Source organism: Streptomyces sp. BK239 (assembly GCF_004217285.1).
In the GTDB taxonomy this organism is placed as follows: Bacteria; Actinomycetota; Actinomycetes; order Streptomycetales; family Streptomycetaceae; genus Streptomyces.
On sequence record NZ_SHKS01000002.1, the window covers coordinates 157,883 to 177,979 of the forward strand.

Consider the following 20,097-nt stretch of genomic DNA (forward strand, 5'->3'; position numbering starts at 1 on the left):
TGGCCGGAGGATGTGCGGTGGCCCTGAACAACACTTACGACGCGAGGCTGGTCCAGCAGGAGACCGCTGTGGGAGCGGGCGTGCAGGTCCTGTTGCTGGCCTTCCTCGGCACGGCGATCGGCATGGGGCCGGCGGGCTGGGTGACCGGGCTCGTCTTCGCCGTCGCCACCTGGGCGGTGCTCTCCCGGGCGCTGCACCGTTCGCAGTTGCGCTCCTTCGGCCCGGCCAACCGGGTCACTCTCGGCCGAGCCACCCTGGTCGGCGGAGTCACCGCGCTGGTGGCGGACTCCTTCGTCAGCGCGCCGCCGGTGTCGCTGCTGGTCGGGCTGACCGCGGTGGCCCTGATCCTGGACGGCGTGGACGGCAAGGTCGCCCGCCGCACCGGCACGTCGACAGCGCTGGGAGCGCGGTTCGACATGGAGGTCGACGCGTTCCTGATCCTGGTGCTCAGCGTGTACGTGTCGATGGAGCTCGGCCCGTGGGTGCTGCTGATGGGCGGCATGCGCTACGCCTTCGTCGCCGCGGCCCGCGTCGCCCCGTGGCTGAACGCCCCGCTCCCGCCGAGCATGGCCCGCAAGACGGTCGCCGCGATGCAGGGCGTCTGCCTGCTGGTCGCGGGCGCGGACCTCCTTCCCCACGTCGCCAACTTCGGTGTCGCCCTGCTCGCGCTGACCCTGCTGGTGTGGTCCTTCGGCCGGGACGTCCTGTGGCTGTGGCGTACCTCCCGGGTCCTGCCCGCCGCCACCGCGGAGCCCCGCCTGGAGCTCGCCACGCGCTGAACCCACAACCCCTGCCAGGGGGCCAGGACTTGACGGCGAAGGGCCCGAACCGGTCTCACGGTTCGGGCCCTTCGCCGTCGGCCGTACCGCTCGTGCGCCCCGGCGTCGGTGTCGGCGGGGTGCGGCTACTCCGCCGCCACGATGCGTTCGACCGCCGCCGCCACCAGTTCGTCGCGTTCGGCCTCGGTGAACACGTCCGGAAGGGTGAGCTGTTCGACGATCAGCCAGTTCAGCGTCAAGATCAGCAGCTTCACGGCCATGGCGTCGCCGGGGAGGCCGGAGGCCTCGTGGTAGGCGACGTTGGCGTCGACGTCGGCGCGCACCCGTTCGGTGAGGACCGTGCGCAGTTCGGGACGGCGGGTGGCCTCCAGGCGCAGTTCGAGCAGCGCCAGGTATCCGGTGCGGAACGCGGCGACACGGCCGACGAGTTCACGCATCAGCTCCACGTACGTCTCCCGGTCGCGGCCCGCCGTCCGCTGCCGGGCGATCGTGGCCTCGTCGGGCTGGAGCCGTTCGTAGACCCGGGCGCCGGCCTGGGTGAGCAGATCGTCGCGGCTGGCGAAGTAGTTGGACGCGGTGCCGACGGGCACGGCGGCCTCGGCGTCCACCGCCCGGAACGTCAGCCCACGCGCGCCCTGCCCGGCCAGCACCTCGATCGCGGCGTCGACGAGCGCCGCCCGTCGTTGCTCGTTCCGCCTCACCATTGACACCACTCCATATGTAGTACTACGTTCATGGCACTACAGAGAGAGTACTACGTATGGAGTTATCTCGGATGCGAAAGCTCGTGTACTACATCGCCGTCTCCCTCGACGGCCGGATCGCCGGCCCCGGCGGCGAGTTCGACTTCTACCCGGCCGGTGACGAGCGGCAGGCCGCCGCCTACGCCGCCTGGACCAACGCCCTGTACCCCGAGACGGTCCCGACCGCCTTCCGCGCCGCCGCCGGCCTCGCCGACGCGCCGAACCGGCACTTCGACACCGTCGTCATGGGCCTGGGCGGCTACCGCCCCGCCCTCGACGCGGGCGTCACCAGCCCGTACGCCCACCTGCGGCAGTACGTCGTCTCCAGCACGCTCGACCCCGACGTCGACCCGGCCGTCACCGTCGTCCCCGGTGACCCGCTCGCGCTCGTCCGCGAGCTCAAGCGGGAGGAGGGCACGGGGCTGGACGTCTGGCTCTGCGGTGGCGGCAAGCTCGCGGGCGCCGTCCTGCCCGAGATCGACGAACTGGTGATCAAGAGCTACCCGGTGGTGGCCGGCGCCGGCATCCCGGCCTTCGACGGCGCCTTCGACCCCACGGTGTTCGACGTCGCCGAGCGCACCGCGTTCCCCAGCGGCGTCACCCTCACCCACCTCACCCGCCGGTGAGTGAAGCGGCGGGGCGGTGCGGGCGCGCGGGCGGGGCGCGTCAACCGGGCTGGTCCGTGGAGGTCGGCGGGGCGGACGGGCGGCACGGCAGCAGCGTCAGCGCCACCGCCGGGACGGCCGCCAGGACGAGCCACGGCACGGCCGGCGGCAGGCCGGCGTCCAGCAGGGCGCCCGTCGCCGCGCTCCCGGCCAGCACGATCAGGCCCGACACCGAGGACAGCGCTCCGGTGTAGAGACCCAGGCGGCCCTCCCCCGCCAGGTCGGGCACCCAGGCCCGGGCAGCGGGGGCGACGAGCATCTGGCCGAGAGTGAGCAGGACGACGAAGCCCGTCGCGGGCAGCAGTCCGCTCACCCCGGTCGCCCCGGCGGGTGCCGCCGCGGCGACGACCGCGAAGCCGCCCGCGATGAGCGCCAGCCCGGCCGCCATGGAACGGCGCAAGGTGAGCCGGCCCCCGACCCACCGGGTGACCGGCAGCTGCGCCGTCACCACCAGCAGCGAGGACAGGGCGAACAGCCACGCCAGCGGCCCTTGCGACCCGGCCGCGCGCTCCACCTCCGCCGGGAGCGCGAGATACAGCTGGTTGTAGGCCAGGAGGTACGCGCCGTAGGCGCAGCACAGGGCGAGGAAGCGCCGGTTGCGCAGCAACGGGCCGATCCCGCCCCGCAGTCGGACCCGCTCCCGGCCGGGGACGCGCTGCGGCAGCAGCAGGACGTGCCCGGCCAGCACGAGGACGAAGATCCCCGCGCCGGCCAGACAGACGGCACGGAAGTCCACCGACAGCAGCAGCGCGCCCAGCAGCGGGCCGAGGAACGCCCCGGCCTGTCCGGCGACCGTGAACAGCGCCAGCACCCGGGTGCGCGGACCGGCCCCCGACTCCTCCCACACGACGGCCTGCCGGGCCACCTCGGACTCGACGGCGGGCGAGAACAGCGCGGCGGCGAAACCGATGAGCAACACCGCCGCGATCACCGACCAGGGCTCGCCGGCGTACCCCAGCCAGCCGAAACCGGCGACGCGCAGCGCGCATCCGGCGAGGACGACGGGCCGGATGCCGTACCGGTCGGCCAGCGCGCCGCCCACCAGGAACAGCCCCTGCTGACTGAAGGTGCGCAGCCCCAGCACGAACCCGACCGCCCAGCCCGCCATGCCGACGGCCCCGCCCAGATGCTCCGCCAGGAAGGGCAGCACGGCGAAGAAGCCGATGTTGAAGGCGAGCTGAGTGCCGATCAGCAGCTTCAGGAGAGGCGGCAGTTGAGTTCGCTGTGGTTTTGCACGTGGGACGGCGAGGGTCATCGCGTCGCCGCCGACTCCGGTTGCTTGGTGAGGCGTTCGGCCACAAGTTCAGCCGTGCGTCGCTGTCGTCGCAGCCGCGGCAGTCGCACGCCGCCCGCCGCCGTCACGGCGAGCGCTCCGAGCAGGGCGAGGACGGCGGCCGGAGCCAGGACGGCCCAGGGGGCTCGTTCGGCGTACGGCTGGTTCTCAGCGAGCAGCAACCCCCATTCGGGGGACGGGGGTTGGGCGCCGAGGCCCAGGAATCCGAGGGAGGCCAGTGCGAGGGCGACGCCGGGCAGACGCAGCAGTGCGTGGCGGGCTACGGACGGGAGGACGGCCGGCAGGAGTTCGCCGCGCAGCAGGTGCCAGGGTCCGGCGCCGAGTGCCCGGGTCGCGGTGAGGTGGACGGTGGCGCGTTCCTGGCTCAGCAGCGCCGAGGTGTGCGCGGCGAGCGGGGCCCAGGCGACGACGGCGACCGCGAGGACGGGCGTGGACGCGCCGCTGCCGGAGACCGCGGTGACGAAGAGCGCGGCGAGGACGGGCGGCACGGCGTTGACGGTGTCGACGAGCGGTCCGGACAGCGCCGGCAGCAGGCCGAGCAGCACGCCGGCGATCAGCGCGAGGGCGGTGACGGCGAGGGCGAGGAGCAGGGTGTCGAGGGCGCCGTGGGCGACCCGGGCGAGGATGTCCCGGCCGAGGGAGTCGGTGCCGAACGGGTGGGCGGGTGAAGGCGGCTTCAGGCGGGCGCCGGTGTCGAGGGCGAGCGGGTCGCGGGGCAGGCCGAGGGCGATGACGCCGAGCAGGAGGGCGCCGTAGGCGAGGGGCAGCACCGTGCGGGCCGGTGGGGCCGGCCGGTGCAGGCTGTGCAGGGCGCCGTCGCGCAGCGCGGGGCCGATGAGGCGGCGGGCGGCGAGGTGGGCGAGGGCGGTGGTGAGGGCGGCGAGGGCGACCAGGGCGAGGGCGCCGGCCTGGAGGACGGGCAGGTCCTGGGCGATCGCGGCCTGGAGGGTGGTGCGGCCGAGGCCGGGGATGTCGAAGATCTTCTCCACGGCGACGGATCCGCCGGTCAGGCCCACGACGAACAGGCCGAGGTTGGGCAGCAGTCCGGGAACGCACCGGCGCAGGGCCTGGCGGGCGATGCGGTGGCCGGGCAGCCCTCGGGCCGCCGCGGCCAGCGCCCACGACTCGCCGAAGGCGCCGGGGAGTTGGTCGTCGAGGAGTCGTCCGAGGACCGCCCCGGCGGGCAGGCCGAGGGCGAGCGCCGGCAGCACCGTCCACTGCGGGCCGTACCAGCCGAGGGCGGGCAGCCAGCCCCACTGGACGCCGACGACGGTCGCGAGAACGGACGCGGTGAGGAACTCGGGGAGCGCCGCGAGCACCGCGGAGCCCGAGCCGCCGGCCCGCCGCCCGTCGAGGCGTCGCGCCGCGCCGAGGCGCAGGGTGCGTGCGCAGACGGCCGCGGCGGTGACGAGGGCGACGAGGAGGGCCACCGTCACCAGCAGCAGGGAGACGCCGAGCGCCTGGAGCAGGCCGGGCACGACCTCGGCGCCGGAGATCCACGACCGTCCGGCGTCCCCGCGCGGCAGTCCGGCGATCCATTGGCCGAGCACGTGCACCGGGCCTTCGTCCAGGCCGAGTTGGGCCCGGATGTGGGCGAGCGTCTCGGGGGTGGGGTCGCGGTCGGCGGACCGCGCCTTGAGGACTGTCAGCGCCGGGTCGGTGCGCGAGAGCCAGGGCAGCAGCCCGATCCCGCACACCAGCAGCGCGGCCAGTGCGGCGCGCCACAGCAGCGCGCCCAGCCTGCTCCCCATGGCTCAGCGCCGGGTGCCGGTGCCGACGAGGGTGCGCTCGTAGGGATCCAGGATCACACCGCTCGCCTTGCCGCCGACGCCCGTGATGACGCGCTGGTGGACCAGCGGCACGACGGCGTCGGTGCCGAGGACGGCGGCCTCGGCGGCCATGGCCGCGTCCTGTCGCTTCGCCGTGTCGGCGACGCCCTGCGCCTTCGCCACGGCCCGGTCGGCCTTCTTGTCGCAGAGCTGGGCGAGGTTGTAGCTCCCGGCACAGGTGTAGTCGCTGCTGAGGACCGCGACGGGGTCGCCGGTGTCGAGGAGGCTGTTGCGGGCCCCGACGAAGGCGTCGAACTTCCCGGCGAGGGCGTCGCTCTCCAGGCGTGAGTACTCGCGCACCTCCAGCTTGACCCTGAAGCCGGCCTTCTCCAGCTGCTGCTTCAGAACCTGTGCCGCTTCGGGGAGTTCGGGCCGGTTGTCGTAGGTGGCGAGGGTGACGGGGGCGCCGGCGGGCTTGCCGGCCGGGGCCCGGCCGATCGGCGGGACGCGCTTGCCCTGGGCCCAGGTCAGGGCGGGTCCGTAGATGCCGACGCCGGCGTCGGCGTGGCCTTCGAAGACGCCCTTGGCGAGGACGGAGGTGTCGACGGCTTCGCGGGCGGCGGCGCGCAGCGAAGGGTCCTTGAAAACGCCGGACTTCGTGTTGAGCTGCAGGCTGGTGGTGCGGGTGGTGGCGGTCTCACGGCGGGTGTCCGCGTCGAGGGTGGCCGCCTGGGACACGGGGATCGCCTCGGCGACGTCGACCTGTCCGGTGCGCAGGGCGTTGGCTCGGGCGGTGCCGTCGGCGATGAAGCGGGCGTCGATGCCGGACGCCTGGGCGCGGCCGCCCCAGTAGTCGTCGAAGCGGTCGAGGTCGGCGCTGGTGTTGCCGTTGACCTTGGTCAGCCGGAAGGGGCCGGTGGCGGTGCCGACCGGGTCGGCGGCGCCCTTCGCGTCGTAGGCCTTGGGGGCGAGGACGGCGAGGCTCGGGCTGGACAGGCGCAGCGGCAGCGCGGGGTCCGGGGCGGCGGTGGTGACGCGGACGCCGGTGGCGCCGTCGGCCTGGGCGGTGAGGGCGACGCCGGAGAGGGCGGCGGGGGCGGGCCGGGCCCGGGTGGCGTGGGTGAGGGAGGCGGCGACGGCGGCCGGGGTGAGCGAGGTGCCGTCCTGGAAGTCGGCCTCGCGCAGGGTGAACAGCCAGGTGCGGTCGTCCTCCCGGCGCCAGGAGGAGGCGAGCGCGGGGGCGGCCGCGCCGTTGGCGTCGAGGGCGGTCAGGCCCTCGGTGACGCCGAGCCGGCTGAGGAGGGTGGCGTCGGCGCCGTACGGGGAGAGGTTCTCGGCGGGCGGGAAGGCGAGGGCGACGCGCAGCCGGGAGCCGTCCTTCGCGTCGGTCGCCTCACCGCTGCCGCCGCCGGAGGCGAAGCAGCCGGACAGGAGCGGGGCGAGCGTCGGGGCGAGCACGAGGGCGGCGGCGAGCCGCCGTCGGCGGGGGAAGCGCATGGGATTTACCGGCCTATGACGTGGTGGGGTGCGGGTGCGTCGGGGAGGTGGGCGTCGAGGGGGACGTCGAAGTGCACGACCGCGTGGGCGGCGGCGGGGTCCTCGCGCTCGTCGTGCACGACGGTCCCGATCGAGCGCCAGAAACCCTCGGCGCCTTCGACGGACGGGTCCGTGTGCAGGTAGACGGAGCGGTAGCCGCCGTCCGCCGCCGCGAAGGCGAGCAGGCCGGCGACCAGCCGCCGGGCGAGTCCGCGCCGGCGGTGTTCGCGGCGGACGTACACGCGACGCAACTGCGCGGTGGCGCCGGACGGATAGCGCTCGGCGATGTGCCGTGGGTTCGGCGGATGCAGCGGACCGCGCGAGTCCAGCGCGCCCGTGGCGACGATCTCGCCGTCCGCGTCCAGCGCGACCAGCAGCGTGTGCCGGTCGGGGCTCAGGTACGCGGCGGCGGGATCGATGATGTCGCCGTGCCAGCGCGGCACGTACCCGGTGCCGAAGTCGCGGTAGACGGTGTCGAGCATGAGGGCCCGGGCCCCGTCGAGGTCGCCGGGACGGGCGGTGTGAATGCGGTAGTCAGGCACTTGCACATCATAGGCAATAAGTGGAACCCGGTTGATCACTTGCCCTCCTCCCCGCCGACCGACACCCCTCAACCTACCCACATGATATTCATTTTCAAAACCAGGCCGGAGTGTGACGCGCGCGACCATACGACAACGCGGGGCCCGGACGAACCGGACCCCGCGCCCCGGGGTGCTCGCGGCGGCGTGCGTCGTGCTTACGGCTGGTCGAGCACCGTCCCCGTCAGCACCGGCCTGTCGGGCAGCGGCTCGGCGTGGCGGTCGGTCAGCGCCAGACGCGTCGACTCGGCCGGCTCGGCCACCTGATCTCGCACGGTCGGCACGGCGAAGTCCACGCCGGTGCTCCCGGGCGGGAGGTTGAGCCACACCCACAGGTGCGCGTCGGAGAGCGGCCGCTCGGGGTCGGGCACGTCACCGGAGAAGTCCTTGAGCCACCGCGGGTCCACGTCCTCGGTGGACAACTCGGCTCCCTGGGTGACCGCAAGCACCCGCACCGGCTCCCAGAGGTCCACCGCCGAGGGCGCGTCCACGGACAGCCGCCAGGTCAGCGTCCCGCCCTCGCTCACCCGGTCCGCGACCGGCGACAGGGTGACCACCGGCTCGGGGTCGTCGTTCATCACGGTGATCCCGCCCCGGTACTTGCCGACGACGGCGCCCCGGACCGCCTTGACGGCGATGTCGTGCTCCACGTCGTCGCCGTAGGCCGTGTCACCCTTCACCTCGACCGGCACGTCGACCGTGTCGCCGCCGGGCCGTACGGTCACGAGGCGGTTCTCGGCCCGGCCGCTGTCGGGGTCGATGACGTACACGCGGACCTGCCCGCTGCCGTGCCCGGAGACCTCGACGGGGATGCGGTAGGTGCGCGTGCCCGAGTCGCCCTCCTCGACGATGGTGCGGCCCACGTCGACACGCGCCAGTGCGGTGGCCTTCACCGCCGAAGTGCCGGGCGCCCAGCCCCAGGCGTCCATCAGCCAGGCCTGCCCGGACTGTGAACGGGGCGTCAGTTCGAGGGATTCGACGTGCCCGAGGTCGAGCCCGGCGCGGGTCGCAGCCGACAGCGGGACGCGCAGCTCCTGAGCCCAGTGGGAGGCGGTGTCCGCGGAACCCGGGAGCCCGTCCACCCGGACCGAGCCCAGTGTCACCCGACGGTCCGAGGAGTCGGTGACGGACACGTCGAACGTCGTGCCGGTCGTGTTCGGCGGCACGAAGACCCGGAGCGCGAGCTTCTGGGAGCCGCGGAGGGAGAGCGGCGCGGCCGGGGTGACACGCGCGGCCGCGCCCGGAACGGACCACTTCAGGTGCACCGCGCTGCGACCGGTCTCCTGTCGCGTCTCCCACGACGCGAAGTGTGGTGACGATCCGGCGGCATCCGGGTCCAGACAGGCCACGGCCGGGTCGGGGTCGACCGCCGAACACAGCCGGGCGCCGGTCACCTTCGCCCCGCCGTCCGGCAGGAAGCCACCGCTGCGGCGGCCGCCGACCGCGTGGGTCAGCACCCGGGCCGGGTCGGCGGACGGGGCCCGCCGGCCGGAACCGTCGAGCAGGGGGAGCACCCGATCGTCGCCGGCGAGGAAGAGCCGGGCCGCGGCGGCGATGTACGTGGCGCCCGCCTTGTGCTGCTGGGCGGCGGTCAGCCGGGTCGCGGCGCCCGGCGCGCACACCGGGTCCGGCTGCTCCGGGTCGTTCCCGAAGTCGTCCCTGGCCGGTGCGACGGCCTCGCCCGGGGTCCACTCGCTGTTGAAGTAGTTGTGGTTGGCGCCGATCATGTAGACCGCGCTGTGCAGAGCCGCGCCCCGGCCGACCCCGCGCGTCCCGTCGACGAAGCCCTCGCCCTGAAGGTCCGCCACATCGCCGTCGCAGCCCGGCAGCAGCGTCACGGACGGCACGTCGGCGACCGGGTTCTGGCCGAAGATCGTCGGGCCGATGAGCACGGTCCCGCGCACCTTCCAGCGCACCGGGCCCCGGTAGCCGTCCTCGACGGCCGGCGGCGGGTAGAGGCTGTCCATCGCGGCCCGGTTGACGCCCTCGCCACCGCGCGAGTGGCCGACGAGCAGGACTCGGGAGAGGTCCGCCTTCACCGCCTCGCGTACGACGAACGGGGCGGTGGAGCGATGGGCGCCCCAGTCGGCCCAGTGGGCGAGGTGCTGCCGTACCAGCGAGGAACGCGCCTGCGCGCCGGCGTCCTCCGTCTCCAGGTCCTGGGCGTTGACGCCGTTCGCCGAGATCGACACCGTCACATAGCCCTGGGAAGCCAGCAGCCGCTGGTCGCGCAGATGACCCAGGTAGCTCGGTATCGGCTGGTAGCCGTCCGCGCAGGGCCAGTCACCGGTCATGTCGTCCTCGGAGCCCGGCTTGTAGCAGGTGTCGTGGCGGCCGTGCAGGAACAGCGCCAGCGGCCGGCTGCCGGCGGCGTGCTTCGGCGCCACCACCTGCGCGCGCATCTCCACCGGGGTGGCGTATCCGGGCAGGCGCACCGGGGCGAGGTCGTACTCGCCGGTGACCGTGCGGTACGCGCCGGGTTCGCCAGGGTCGACGCCGTTCGCCGGCGCCTGCGCGGGCATCCGCGCCACGCGCGAGCCGGAGCCGCGGGTGTCGTCGGCCGACGCGTCCAGCCGACGCCCCGCGGCGGTGACTTGCAGATCCGTCAACTGCTCGGGCCGTATCTCATTCTCTTCGAGGTCGAGCCGGAAGGTCCGCCCGTCCCTCGCCGGCTTCGGCACCCCCAACGGGCGGTCCCCGGTCCGGAACTCGACTCTCGCATCACCCATGGGCACGGCCTTCGGCGCACGCCAGACCAGCTCACGCGTTCCGGCCTCCCCGTCGATCCGCCACCCCGGCGGGAGCGGGTTGCCCTTCGCTGCTTCCAACAGCGCCAGGTCGTGCGGCTGTTGAGCCTGTGCCGGTCCGGACGAGGCCATCAGGGCCGCCAGCACCGCCACGACGGCCGCACCTGTTCGCCGGGCGTGGATCAATGACCCTCTCCTCAAACCCCTTGCGCAGACGCCCCGTCGGTCCCGGAGCGTCTTTCGCGTCACCTAGGACGGGGAAGGGTGGGGGTGGGTTGTCTGCACGGAGGCCGACGATGCCGGGCGAGCGCCGTCCCGCACGGCGTGCCCGACCCCAGGAGTCCCGCTAGCGGCCGATCTTGTCCAACTCGGCGAGGTCCTCGTCGGAGAGTGACAGGTATGCGCCGGCGGCGTTCTCGCGCAGGTGCGCCACCGACGAGGTGCCGGTGATGAGCAGGATGTTCGGCGACCGCCGCAACAGCCAGGCCAGGGCGACCGACATCGGCGTCGACCCCAGCCGGACGGCCACGGCGGAAAGCGCCTCGTCTTCCCCGAGTCCGCCCGCGCCTGGCTGTGGGCCGAGCACACCGCCGTCCCGCTGACCGACGCGCCCCTTGTCGTCACCCACATCGCCTGGCCCGCGCACGGCCGCTCCCTGGCCCTGGCGGGACTTGTCCGCACGGCCACCCGGCTGTAGGAGCCCCTGCCCGCCGGCGGAGGAAGCGGCGCCGGTCACCGGTGCGCGGCCAGGAACGGCAGGACGACCTCGGCCATCTCGTCGGGCACTTCCTCCGCGAGGTCGTGGCCCGCGTCGAAGACGTGCCCGATGACGTCATGGGCCACCAACCGCGCCTGGGAATCGTTGCGTTCGCCGATGAAGGCGGAACCACCGAGGGCGAGGACGGGGATGTCCCGCCCGCTGCCCGTCACACCGTCACTGGGAACATTCGCGCGAGAGATCACCATGGCGTGCACTGTCCGGCTCCGCCGGAACGACGCCGCGACGCTCCGCGTCGCCACCACGAGATGCGCTTCACCTCCGGCACGGGCACCGACCAGGCCGCCAGGCCCACGTCGCCCCGCGTCACGAACTTCGCCGACGCGCGCAGCGCTCCGGTGTTCCCGGACACTTCCTCCGCCCGCTCGACGTACGCCTCGTCGGCCATGCGCCGCCCCAACTCCACCGACTCCACGGTGTGCTTGGAGAAGCGGACGAGCTCCGCGAACTCCGCCCGGCTGTACCCCGCGTGCTCGCGGAGCGCCCGGCTGACGGCGCCCCAGGTGCGCAGACTGTCCGACGGGTCGGGCTCACGGGCCGGCTCGCAGTCGCCGGAACCGTCCTCGCCCTCCTCCTCGTCCTCCCTGTGGAGGAAGCCGCCGTCGTCTCCCTCGAAACCGTCGTCGATCGCTCCCCTTTCGGAGCCACCGTCGCCGGCCGTACCCTCCTCGAAGCCTTCACCCTCGTCGTCCATGCTCATGCCGCTGAAGGTCATGCGCGGCCACCTCCCGTTCGCGTACGCGCTGTTCCTGGCCCCCACGCCTCGTCAGCACCAAGACTGGCGTCCAGATCCGCGTACCGTCCACAGAAAGTGCCCGTACGCTGACTCAGCGTACGGACCCGCCCGCGGGCTCGGCCTCCGTCGCGGGGGCGGTGCCGAACCGTTCACGGCTCGGCACCGCCCCCTCACCGGCTACGGCGTCGCCGCCACCGTCGGCGCCGGGGCGTAGCCGGTGGGGCGGGCCGTGAAGGTGCCGCGGCCCTGGGTGCGGCTGCGCAGGCGCGTCGCGTAGCCGAACAGTTCGGCCAGCGGCACGGTCGCGGTCACCACGGCCGCTCCCCCGCGCACCTGCGAGCCGGTGACCCGGCCGCGGCGGGCCGCGAGGTCGCCGAGGACCCCGCCGACCGCGTCCTCCGGCACGGTCACCGTGACCTCGACGACCGGTTCCAGCAACCGCATCACGCAGCCGCGCAGGGCTTCCCGCAGAGCGAGCCGGCCCGCCGTGCGGAAGGCCATCTCCGAGGAGTCCTTCACATGGGTCGCGCCGTCGGTCAGGGTGACGCGCAGCCCGGTCACCGTGTGCCCGCCGAGGGGACCCTCGGCGAGCGCGTCACGGCAGCCGGCCTCGACCGCGCGGACGTACTCCTGCGGCACCCGCCCGCCCACGACGGCGGACCGGAAGTCGAACCCGTCCTCCAGCGGCTCCACATCGAGCACGACATGGGCGAACTGGCCCGCGCCGCCGTCCTGTTTGACGTGCCGGAAGACCAGGCCGGACACTCCGCGCGCCACCGTCTCGCGGTAAGTGACGCGTGGGCGGCCGACGTTGATCTCCAGGCCAAGGGCGCGACGGATCTTCTCCACCGCGACCTCCAGGTGCAGTTCACCCATGCCGGACAGCACCGTCTGGCCGGTGTCGGCGTCGGTGCGGACCGTCAGCGACGGGTCCTCCTCGGCCAGCCGGGCGAGGGCCGTGACCAGTCGTTCGGTGTCCGTGCTCCGGCGCGGCTCGACCGCCACCGAGACCACCGGGTCGGCGACGCCGGGCGGCTCCAGGACGAGCGGGGCGTCCGGCGCGCACAGGGTGGAGCCGGCCCGCGCCGACTTCAGGCCCACCACGGCCACGATGTCCCCGGCGACCGCCCGCTCCAACTGCGCGTGCCGGTCGGCCTGGACGCGCAGGATGCGGCCGATGCGTTCGGTGCGCCCAGCGGTCGCGTCCCACACGGTGTCTCCCTTCTCGATCGTGCCGGAGTACACCCGCACATAGGTGAGCCGGCCGGTGCTCGTGGCGCTGACCTTGAACGCGAGGGCCGCGAACGGCGCCCCCGGGTCCGCGGGCCGCCGCTCGTCGGCCCCTTCGTGCACACCGTGTACGGCCGGCACGTCCAGGGGTGAGGGCAGGTAGTCGACGACGGCGTCGAGCAGCGGCTCGACGCCCCGGTTGCGGTAGGCCGAGCCGCACAGCACGACCACGCCGTCACCGGTGCGCGTCAGGTCGCGCAGGGCCGAGGACAGCGTGCTCGCCGAGAGCGTCTCCCGGTCGCAGAACTCCTCCAGCGCGGCCGGATGCCGTTCCGCCACCGCTTCCTCCAGCAGCCGCCGCCGGCGTAGCGCCTCCTCCCGCAGTGCCTCGGGGACGGCCCCCTCGGTCATCGTCTCCGCGCCGTCCTCCCAGGTCAGGGCACGCATGCGGAGCAGGTCGACGACACCGGTGAAGGCGTCCTCCGCGCCGATCGGCAGCTGGACCACCAGCGGTACGGGGTGCAGGCTCTCGCGGATCGACGCCACGGCGGCGTCGAGGTCGGCGCCCGCGCGGTCCAGCTTGTTGACGAACGCGATCCTCGGCACGCCGTGCCGGTCGGCCTGCCGCCACACCGACTCGCTCTGCGGCTCCACGCCCGCGACGGCGTCGAACACCGCGACCGCCCCGTCGAGCACCCGCAGCGAACGCTCCACCTCGTCGGCGAAGTCGACGTGCCCCGGGGTGTCGATCAGGTTGACGCGATGGTCCCGCCAGGCGCAGCTGACGGCCGCCGCGAAGATGGTGATGCCACGGTCGCGTTCCTGGGGGTCGAAGTCGGTGACGGTGGTGCCGTCGTGGACCTCGCCGCGCTTGTGCGTGGTCCCGGTGGCGTACAGGATCCGCTCGGTGACGGTGGTCTTGCCGGCGTCGACGTGGGCGAGGATGCCCAGGTTGCGCACGGCGGCGAGGTGACGGTCGAGGTTGTTGCGCACGGCCCTTGGCCTTTCAAGGTGTTCCGGGAAGAACGGGCGGCGCGATTCGCCTGCGGGACGTGGTGCTGACGCACCGACAGAAGTGGTGCGGTGCGGAGTGTTCGGAGCGACGGTCCCGTCAGGCCGTCCGGTGCCGGCCGCGCAGCGGGCACCGGACGGACGGGGACACGAGGATCACCTCGAAGCGGGAGGGGGGAACGACGGCAGCGGTGCGCTCACGCATGGCCGGCTCCCCTCGCTTGTTCGTCTTCGTCCTGGTGACGCGCTCGCCCTGTACGGGGCGGGCGCGCGGTGTGTGGCGAGTGTAGGGAGGGAGGGGCGGGCCCCGCACGGGGTTTTCCGCGCCCGCCCTCCGCTCTCTCAGCCCGCGTAGAAGTGCCGCCGCACGCGGCGCAGCCAGGCGTCGGCCGCCCTGTCGTCGGGGTGTTCGGGCAGGGCGCTGCGCGTCTGCGTGAACGCCTCCTCGTAGCGGCGCAGCAGCGGCAGCGCCGCCTCGGGGTCGGCGGCCACCTGCTCGCCGAAGCGGTGGAAGCCGTCCGGGTCGTCGACGCGTATGGTCAACTCGCCTGTCGCGTAGAGCTGGTAGCCCTGCTCGCACAGTCGCTTGAGGTGCCGGGCGTGCTTGGCGGTGCGTCTGGCGGTGGCGGTGCTGTCCGCGCCGGGGCCCGCCGCGCCGTTGCGGTTCTGCAGCTTGCGGAACTGCTGGGTGGCGTAACCGAGATAGGCGTCGCGGATACGGCGGGCGCTGAGGAACGTCCCGCGGATGGCGACGAGTTCGTCGCCGAGCGGGGTGCGTGTCTCGTACAGGTCGTCGGGCAGCCAGACGAGTTCCATGACGGTGGGGTTGCCGCCGAGGGCGAGCCGGCACCACTTGGCGGCCTCGTGCAGGGTGCGGTCGGGCGCGGTGCTGACGTGGGACTCCTTCGGGCCGTGCAGGCCGAGCAGTGCCTCGGTGGGGGCCGCGAACATGCCGAGCCGGTCCACGTCGGATCCCGCGTGCGCGAGTCCGTAGGCGGTCGAGCCGACGACGCCGGACAACAGGATGTTCGGGACGGTCACGTCGTGGACGGTCCCGCTCTGGACGGTCATGGGAGCCCCCGGGTGGTGATCGGCCGCCCCGGCCCGGACGTGGACGGCGGGCGGGAGCGGCAGGCGACGGAACCGACATGATGCCCTGGCGACGGGCCCGTCCACCTGGCATTTACGGGCCGGGACGGCGGCCGCCCCGGCGAACGTCCACGCCGAAGCGCCCGGGCCCGCCCCGGGCGCCTTCCGTCACCCGGATGACCCAGTGCGCTGGTGACGCGGCCGGGCCGGTGGTGCGGTGGGAGGGCAGGGGGGCAGCCGCCACGCCGCCCGGCGCGCGCGGACGCGTCCGGCACCCGTTCCGTCTCCAGGAGGCACCTGTGACCACCTCTCGCCCGTCCCGCCCGTCACACCGGTCGCACCGGAGCACGGTCCGAGCGGCCCGTCCCGCCCGTCTTCTGACCGGCGCCCTCGCCGCCGGGGCGCTGCTGGTCACGGCGGCCTGCTCCGGTGGCGGCGACGACACGACGGCCGAGTCGGACACCGCGGCCTCCGCCGTGGCGGAGCGGCCCGTCGCCGAGCAGCCGATCGCCCGCCAGACGAGCCCGACCGCCACGGGCACGCCGTCGGGCAAGCAGTCCGGGAGCCCGTCGCCCGCCGCGAGCCTCACCGAGTCCGGCGCGGAGACCGCGCTGATCACCGAGGCCGATCTGGAGGGCGACTGGAACCAGGTGGACGACGCGCAGGACTGGCGCGACTCCCTCCTCATCGGCCAGGTGGACGTGAACGACTTCATCTCGGGCAAGGCGGACGCCTCCCAGTGCCAGCGCCTCATCGACACGCTCTACGACGAGGACCTGCTGGGCGACCCGTCCGGCGCGTCGGCGCTCAGAGGATTCCAGCAGGGGCAGTCCCGGCTGCTGTACCAGGTGGCCGCCTACGACCAGGCCGACCTGGAGAAGTCGATGGACTGGCTGGCTTCGCTGCCCGACAACTGCGACCAGTTCACCGTGACGGGCGGAAACGGCGGCAGCCGTACCGTGCAGGTCGTCGAGGCCTCGGTGCCCAAGGTGGGCGACGACGTCAAGGCGCTGACGATGACCATGAAGGGGACGACGGACGGCGACCCCGTCACGCTCACTCTGGACGTCGCCGTGGTGCGGATCGGCGCCGACGCCATCACGGTCACCAACGGCGGGCTCGCCGGCGTCGATCACGCCGCCACGGTGGCCGCGGTCCAGCAGGGCACGCCGCGACTTCAGGACGTGCTGGCCGGCCGCAGCCCGCAGTCCACTCCGAGCGGGATCAACTGACTTCCCGCTTCGGGTTCCTGAGGCATTCCGGCGCGCTGGACCATGTGACATATTACTGGCGTGACCAACCATCCCAGGGGTGACGTCGTGGTCGTGGGCGCCGGCATGGTGGGCGCCGCCTGCGCGTTCTACGCGGCGCGCGCCGGCCTGGACGTCGTCGTGGTGGACCGGGGTCCGGTGGCCGGCGGTACGACGGGAGCCGGCGAGGGGAACCTCCTCGTCTCCGACAAGGAGCCCGGCCCGGAACTCGAACTGGCGTTGTTTTCCCTGAGGTTGTGGGGTGAGCTGGCCGAAGAGCTGGGCGCGGCGGTGGAGTACGAGCCGAAGGGCGGCCTCGTCGTCGCCTCCACGCCCGAGGCGCTGACGGCCCTCGCGGAACTGGCGGCCGGGCAGCGTGCGGCGGGGGTGCGGGCGACCGAGGTCGATGCCGGTGAACTCGCCGACCTGGAACCTTGTCTGGCGGCGGGCCTTGCGGGCGGCGTCTTGTATCCGCAGGACGCGCAGGTCATGCCGACCCTGGCGGCAGCCCATCTGCTGCGGGCGTCGGAGGCCCGGCTGGAGACCGGCCGGACGGTGACGCGGGTGCTGCGCGGCCCTGACGGTCGCGTACGCGGCGTAGGGACGGACCGGGGCGATCTCCTCGCGCCGATCGTGGTGAACGCGGCCGGCGCCTGGGGCGGCGAGGTCGCCGCGCTCGCGGGCGCCGGACTGCCCGTGCTCCCCCGCCGCGGCTTCGTCCTGGTCACCGAGCCGCTGCCGCGCCGCATCCGGCACAAGGTGTACGCCGCCGACTACGTGGCCGACGTCGCCAGCGACTCCGCCGCGCTCCAGACCTCGCCGGTCGTCGAAGGCACCGCGGCAGGGCCCGTGCTGATCGGCGCGAGTCGTGAACGGGTCGGGTTCGACCGGTCCTTCTCCCTCCCGGTGGTGAGGGCGCTGGCGGCGGGCGCGACCCGTCTCTTCCCGTTCCTCGCCGACGTCAGGGCGATGCGCACCTATCTGGGCTTCCGCCCCTACATGCCGGACCACCTGCCCGCCGTCGGACCGGACCCGCGCGTTCCCGGCCTCTTCCACGCCTGCGGTCATGAGGGCGCGGGGATCGGACTCGCCCCCGCCACCGGGCGGTTGATCACCCAGGTCATGACCGGGGAGGCGCCCGCCCTGGACCTGGCGCCGTTCCGCCCCGACCGCTTCGCCGAGGAGGCCGCCTCGTGAACCCGCTGGATCTGGTCCGGGCCCGGCCCGGCGCCCCGTTCACCGTGACCTTCGACGGCCGGGTCGTGGAGGCGCTGCCGGGACAGACGATCGCGGCGGCCCTGTGGTCGGCGGGCGTCACCTCGTGGCGCACGACCCGCCGTGAGGGGCGGCCCCGTGGTGTGTTCTGCGGGATCGGCGTGTGCTTCGACTGCCTGGTGGCGGTGGACGGCCGCCCGGGTCAACGGGCGTGTGTGACACCGGCCTTGCCGGGCGCGGACATCCGCACGCAGGAGGGGACGGGTCACGATGGCTGAACGCGCCGCGGTGCTCGCGGTGATCGGGGCCGGACCGGCCGGGCTCGCCGCCGCGCTCGCGGCCGCCGCCCGGGGCGTCCAGGTCGTGCTGGTCGACTCCGCGGCCGAGGCGGGCGGGCAGTACTACCGGCAGCCCGCCCGAGCGCTCGGCGCCCGCCGCCCGCAGGCGCTGCACCACCAGTGGCGCACCTGGGAGCGCCTGCGCGAAGGGCTCGCCGCCCACATCGCCGCCGGACGCGTCACGCACCTGAGTGACCATCATGTGTGGTGCGTGGAGCGCCGGTCGGCCGGCTTCGAGGTGCACGCGCTGGTCGGCGCACGGCAGGACGAGTCGGTCGCCGTCCACGCGGACGGGGTGCTGCTGGCGACGGGCGCCTACGAGAAGGTCCTGCCGTTCCCGGGGTGGACCCTGCCCGGCGTGGTCACCGCGGGCGGCGCCCAGGCCATGCTGAAGGGCGGGCTCGTGCTGCCCGGCCGTGCGGTGGTCGTGGCCGGGACCGGCCCCCTGTTGCTGCCCGTCGCCACCGGCCTCGCGACGGCCGGCGCCCGGGTCGTGGGCCTGGTCGAGTCGGCCGACCCGAGGGACTTCGCCCGCCGGGCCCGCGCGCTGGGCGGCCAGGCCGCAAAGCTCGTCGAGGCGGCCGGTCACGCGGTCCGGCTCGCGTCGCGGCGCGTGCCGGTGATGACGCGGCACGCCGTGCTGGAGGCGCACGGCCGAGATCGCCTGGAGGCCGTCACCGTCGCCCGGCTCGACTCGGCAGGACGGGCCTTGCCCGGCTCCGGGCGGCGGCTGCCCTGCGACACCCTCGCCGTCGGCCACGGACTGCTCCCCCACACCGACCTCGCCGAAGGGCTGGGCTGCCGTCTCGAGGGGCCGAACGTCCATGTCGACGACGAGCAGCGCACCGACGTCCCCGGTGTCTGGGCCGCCGGGGAGGCCACGGGCGTCGGCGGCGCGGCCCTGTCCCTCGCCGAGGGCCACCTCGCCGGACGGTCCGCCGCCGCCCGGCTCCGAGGCGCCGCCCCCGACCTCCGGGGACGGGCCGCGCCCGCCCGGGTACGCGCTCGGCAGCGGTCCTTCGCGGCGGAGTTGGAGGGCGCGTACGCGGCGCCCGTGCGGTGGGAGGAGTCCGTGACCGACGCGACGGTCGTGTGCCGGTGCGAGGAGGTGACCGCCGGCGCGGTCCGCGAGGCCGTCGGCTCGCTCGGCGCGGGCGACCTGCGCACCGTGAAGCTGCTGACGAGGGCGGGCATGGGCTGGTGCCAGGGCAGGATGTGCGAGCCCGGAGTCGCGGGCGTCGCCGGCTGCGGACTCACGCCCGCACGACGCTCGTTGGCCCGCCCGGTGCCCCTCGGAATCCTCGCCGCGCCGCCACCCGGGACGGCCCCGCCGGACGGTACGGCGCCACCGCCCGGATGACCCTTCACCGCCGCCCGATCGACGAGCCAGTGCAGTCCCGACCGAGAAGAGAGGCCTTCGTATGACCGCCCCGACCGCCCGCCCCTGGCGCGGCGTCCTCGTCGCCACCGCGCTTCCCCTCGACGACGACCTCCGCGTCGACCACGACCGCTACGCCGAGCACTGCGCCTGGCTCGTCGCCAACGGGTGCGACGGCGTCGTGCCGAACGGCTCGCTCGGCGAGTACCAGGTGCTCACCCCCGAGGAGCGCGCCGAGGTGGTGAAGACCGCGGTCGCCGCCGTCGGCGGGGAGCGGGTGATGCCCGGCGTCGCCGCGTACGGCTCGGCGGAGGCGCGCCGCTGGGCCGAACAGGCGCGGGAGGCGGGCTGCGCAGCGGTGATGCTGCTGCCGCCCAACGCCTACCGCGCCGACGAGCGGTCGGTGGTGGCGCACTACGCCGAGGTGGCGAAGACGGGCCTGCCGGTGGTGGCGTACAACAACCCGATCGACACCAAGGTCGACCTCGTGCCCGAACTCCTCGCCCGGCTGCACGGGGAGGGACTGATCCACGGGGTGAAGGAGTTCTCGGGCGATGTGCGCCGCGCCTACCGCATCGCCGAACTCGCACCGGAACTCGACTTGTTGATCGGCGCGGACGATGTGCTGCTGGAGCTGGCGGTGGCCGGGGCGAAGGGCTGGGTGGCCGGGTACCCCAACGCGCTCCCCCGCGCCTCGGTCGAGCTGTACCGGTCCGCCGTGGCGGGGGACCTCACCGCGGCGCTGCCCTTGTACCGGCAGCTGCACCCGCTGCTGCGCTGGGACTCACGGGTGGAGTTCGTGCAGGCCATCAAGATGTCGATGGACGTCGTCGGCCGGTACGGCGGCCCCTGCCGGCCGCCGCGGGTCCCGTTGCCGCCGGAGCAGGAGGCGGCCGTCCGGGCGGCCACCGAGAAGGCCGTCGCCGCCGGGCTCGCGTGACCGCCGTTCCCAGAAGGG

Annotated in this window: 15 protein-coding genes and 4 pseudogenes; 8 read left to right on the forward strand and 11 right to left on the reverse strand. The window is 74.2% G+C overall.

Going from position 1 to position 20,097, the window contains the following annotated elements; all coding sequences use genetic code 11:
- Nucleotides 1-17 precede the first annotated feature (17 nt).
- Nucleotides 18-779: a CDP-alcohol phosphatidyltransferase family protein gene (locus tag EV567_RS06570; protein ID WP_130437709.1), complete on the forward strand. Its 762-nt coding sequence runs from the start codon at nt 18-20 to the stop codon at nt 777-779.
- 125 nt (nt 780-904) lie between these two features.
- Here EV567_RS06570 and EV567_RS06575 read toward each other — a convergent pair whose 3' ends face one another.
- A complete protein-coding gene (locus EV567_RS06575; protein ID WP_130437710.1) occupies nt 905-1,483 on the reverse strand; it encodes a TetR/AcrR family transcriptional regulator in 579 nt (192 codons plus the stop codon).
- Nucleotides 1,484-1,554: 71 nt separating this feature from the next.
- Between EV567_RS06575 and EV567_RS06580 the strand changes: the two genes are divergently transcribed.
- Nucleotides 1,555-2,148, forward strand: a complete 594-nt coding sequence (locus EV567_RS06580; RefSeq protein WP_130437711.1) for a dihydrofolate reductase family protein — start codon at nt 1,555-1,557, stop codon at nt 2,146-2,148.
- 40 nt (nt 2,149-2,188) lie between these two features.
- On the opposite strand, the gene EV567_RS06585 is transcribed toward EV567_RS06580, so the two are convergent.
- From EV567_RS06585 to EV567_RS06610, 6 genes and pseudogenes are all read right to left on the reverse strand, one after another.
- Complete coding sequence (locus EV567_RS06585; protein WP_130437712.1) at nt 2,189-3,442, reverse strand: MFS transporter; 1,254 nt, start codon at nt 3,440-3,442, stop codon at nt 2,189-2,191.
- A complete protein-coding gene (locus tag EV567_RS06590) occupies nt 3,439-5,232 on the reverse strand; it encodes an ABC transporter permease subunit (protein ID WP_130437713.1) in 1,794 nt (597 codons plus the stop codon). Before EV567_RS06590 ends, EV567_RS06585 begins: the two co-directional genes overlap by 4 nt.
- Before the next feature lie 3 nt (nt 5,233-5,235).
- Complete coding sequence (locus EV567_RS06595; protein WP_130437714.1) at nt 5,236-6,747, reverse strand: ABC transporter substrate-binding protein; 1,512 nt, start codon at nt 6,745-6,747, stop codon at nt 5,236-5,238.
- Nucleotides 6,748-6,752: 5 nt separating this feature from the next.
- Entirely contained in the window at nt 6,753-7,328 is a 576-nt protein-coding gene (locus tag EV567_RS06600) for a GNAT family N-acetyltransferase (RefSeq protein WP_130437715.1), read from the reverse strand.
- Nucleotides 7,329-7,525: 197 nt separating this feature from the next.
- On the reverse strand, nt 7,526-10,246 hold the full coding sequence (locus EV567_RS06605) for a hypothetical protein (RefSeq protein ID WP_242620735.1): 2,721 nt from the start codon (nt 10,244-10,246) through the stop codon (nt 7,526-7,528).
- A 214-nt stretch (nt 10,247-10,460) separates the two neighbouring features.
- Nucleotides 10,461-10,664: pseudogene (locus EV567_RS06610) on the reverse strand (aldo/keto reductase); the annotation flags it as partial.
- On the opposite strand from EV567_RS06610, the pseudogene EV567_RS28060 reads away from it, so the two are divergent.
- Nucleotides 10,659-10,811: pseudogene (locus EV567_RS28060) on the forward strand (LysR family transcriptional regulator); the annotation flags it as partial. The pseudogenes EV567_RS06610 and EV567_RS28060 sit on opposite strands and share 6 nt — an antisense overlap.
- Before the next feature lie 35 nt (nt 10,812-10,846).
- Here the strand turns inward: EV567_RS28060 and EV567_RS06620 are convergent.
- The 4 genes and pseudogenes from EV567_RS06620 to EV567_RS06635 all read right to left on the reverse strand — a co-directional run.
- Nucleotides 10,847-11,026, reverse strand: a pseudogene (locus EV567_RS06620) (alpha/beta hydrolase); the annotation flags it as partial.
- 143 nt (nt 11,027-11,169) lie between these two features.
- A pseudogene (locus EV567_RS06625) lies at nt 11,170-11,586 on the reverse strand (helix-turn-helix domain-containing protein); the annotation flags it as partial.
- Between the two features lie 219 nt (nt 11,587-11,805).
- Nucleotides 11,806-13,851, reverse strand: a complete 2,046-nt coding sequence (fusA, locus tag EV567_RS06630) for an elongation factor G (RefSeq protein ID WP_165430318.1) — start codon at nt 13,849-13,851, stop codon at nt 11,806-11,808.
- Nucleotides 13,852-14,211: 360 nt separating this feature from the next.
- Complete coding sequence (locus tag EV567_RS06635; RefSeq protein ID WP_130437718.1) at nt 14,212-14,940, reverse strand: DNA polymerase beta superfamily protein; 729 nt, start codon at nt 14,938-14,940, stop codon at nt 14,212-14,214.
- 317 nt (nt 14,941-15,257) lie between these two features.
- On the opposite strand from EV567_RS06635, the gene EV567_RS06640 reads away from it, so the two are divergent.
- The 5 genes from EV567_RS06640 to EV567_RS06660 all read left to right on the forward strand — a co-directional run bounded on the left by EV567_RS06640 (nt 15,258) and on the right by EV567_RS06660 (nt 20,079).
- Nucleotides 15,258-16,190 carry a hypothetical protein gene (locus tag EV567_RS06640; RefSeq protein WP_130437719.1) on the forward strand — a complete coding sequence of 311 codons (933 nt, stop codon included), beginning with the start codon at nt 15,258-15,260 and terminating at the stop codon, nt 16,188-16,190.
- A gap of 60 nt (nt 16,191-16,250) precedes the next feature.
- On the forward strand, nt 16,251-17,405 hold the full coding sequence (locus EV567_RS06645; protein WP_130437720.1) for an FAD-binding oxidoreductase: 1,155 nt from the start codon (nt 16,251-16,253) through the stop codon (nt 17,403-17,405).
- Complete coding sequence (locus EV567_RS06650) at nt 17,402-17,701, forward strand: (2Fe-2S)-binding protein (RefSeq protein WP_130437721.1); 300 nt, start codon at nt 17,402-17,404, stop codon at nt 17,699-17,701. Before EV567_RS06645 ends, EV567_RS06650 begins: the two co-directional genes overlap by 4 nt.
- The gene (locus EV567_RS06655) at nt 17,694-19,121 is read left to right on the forward strand and encodes an NAD(P)/FAD-dependent oxidoreductase (RefSeq protein ID WP_130437722.1); all 1,428 of its coding nucleotides are present in this window, start codon (nt 17,694-17,696) and stop codon (nt 19,119-19,121) included. The genes EV567_RS06650 and EV567_RS06655 overlap by 8 nt, the downstream gene beginning before the upstream one ends.
- Nucleotides 19,122-19,182: 61 nt before the next feature.
- On the forward strand, nt 19,183-20,079 hold the full coding sequence (locus EV567_RS06660; protein WP_130437723.1) for a dihydrodipicolinate synthase family protein: 897 nt from the start codon (nt 19,183-19,185) through the stop codon (nt 20,077-20,079).
- The last annotated feature ends 18 nt before the right edge of the window (nt 20,080-20,097 follow it).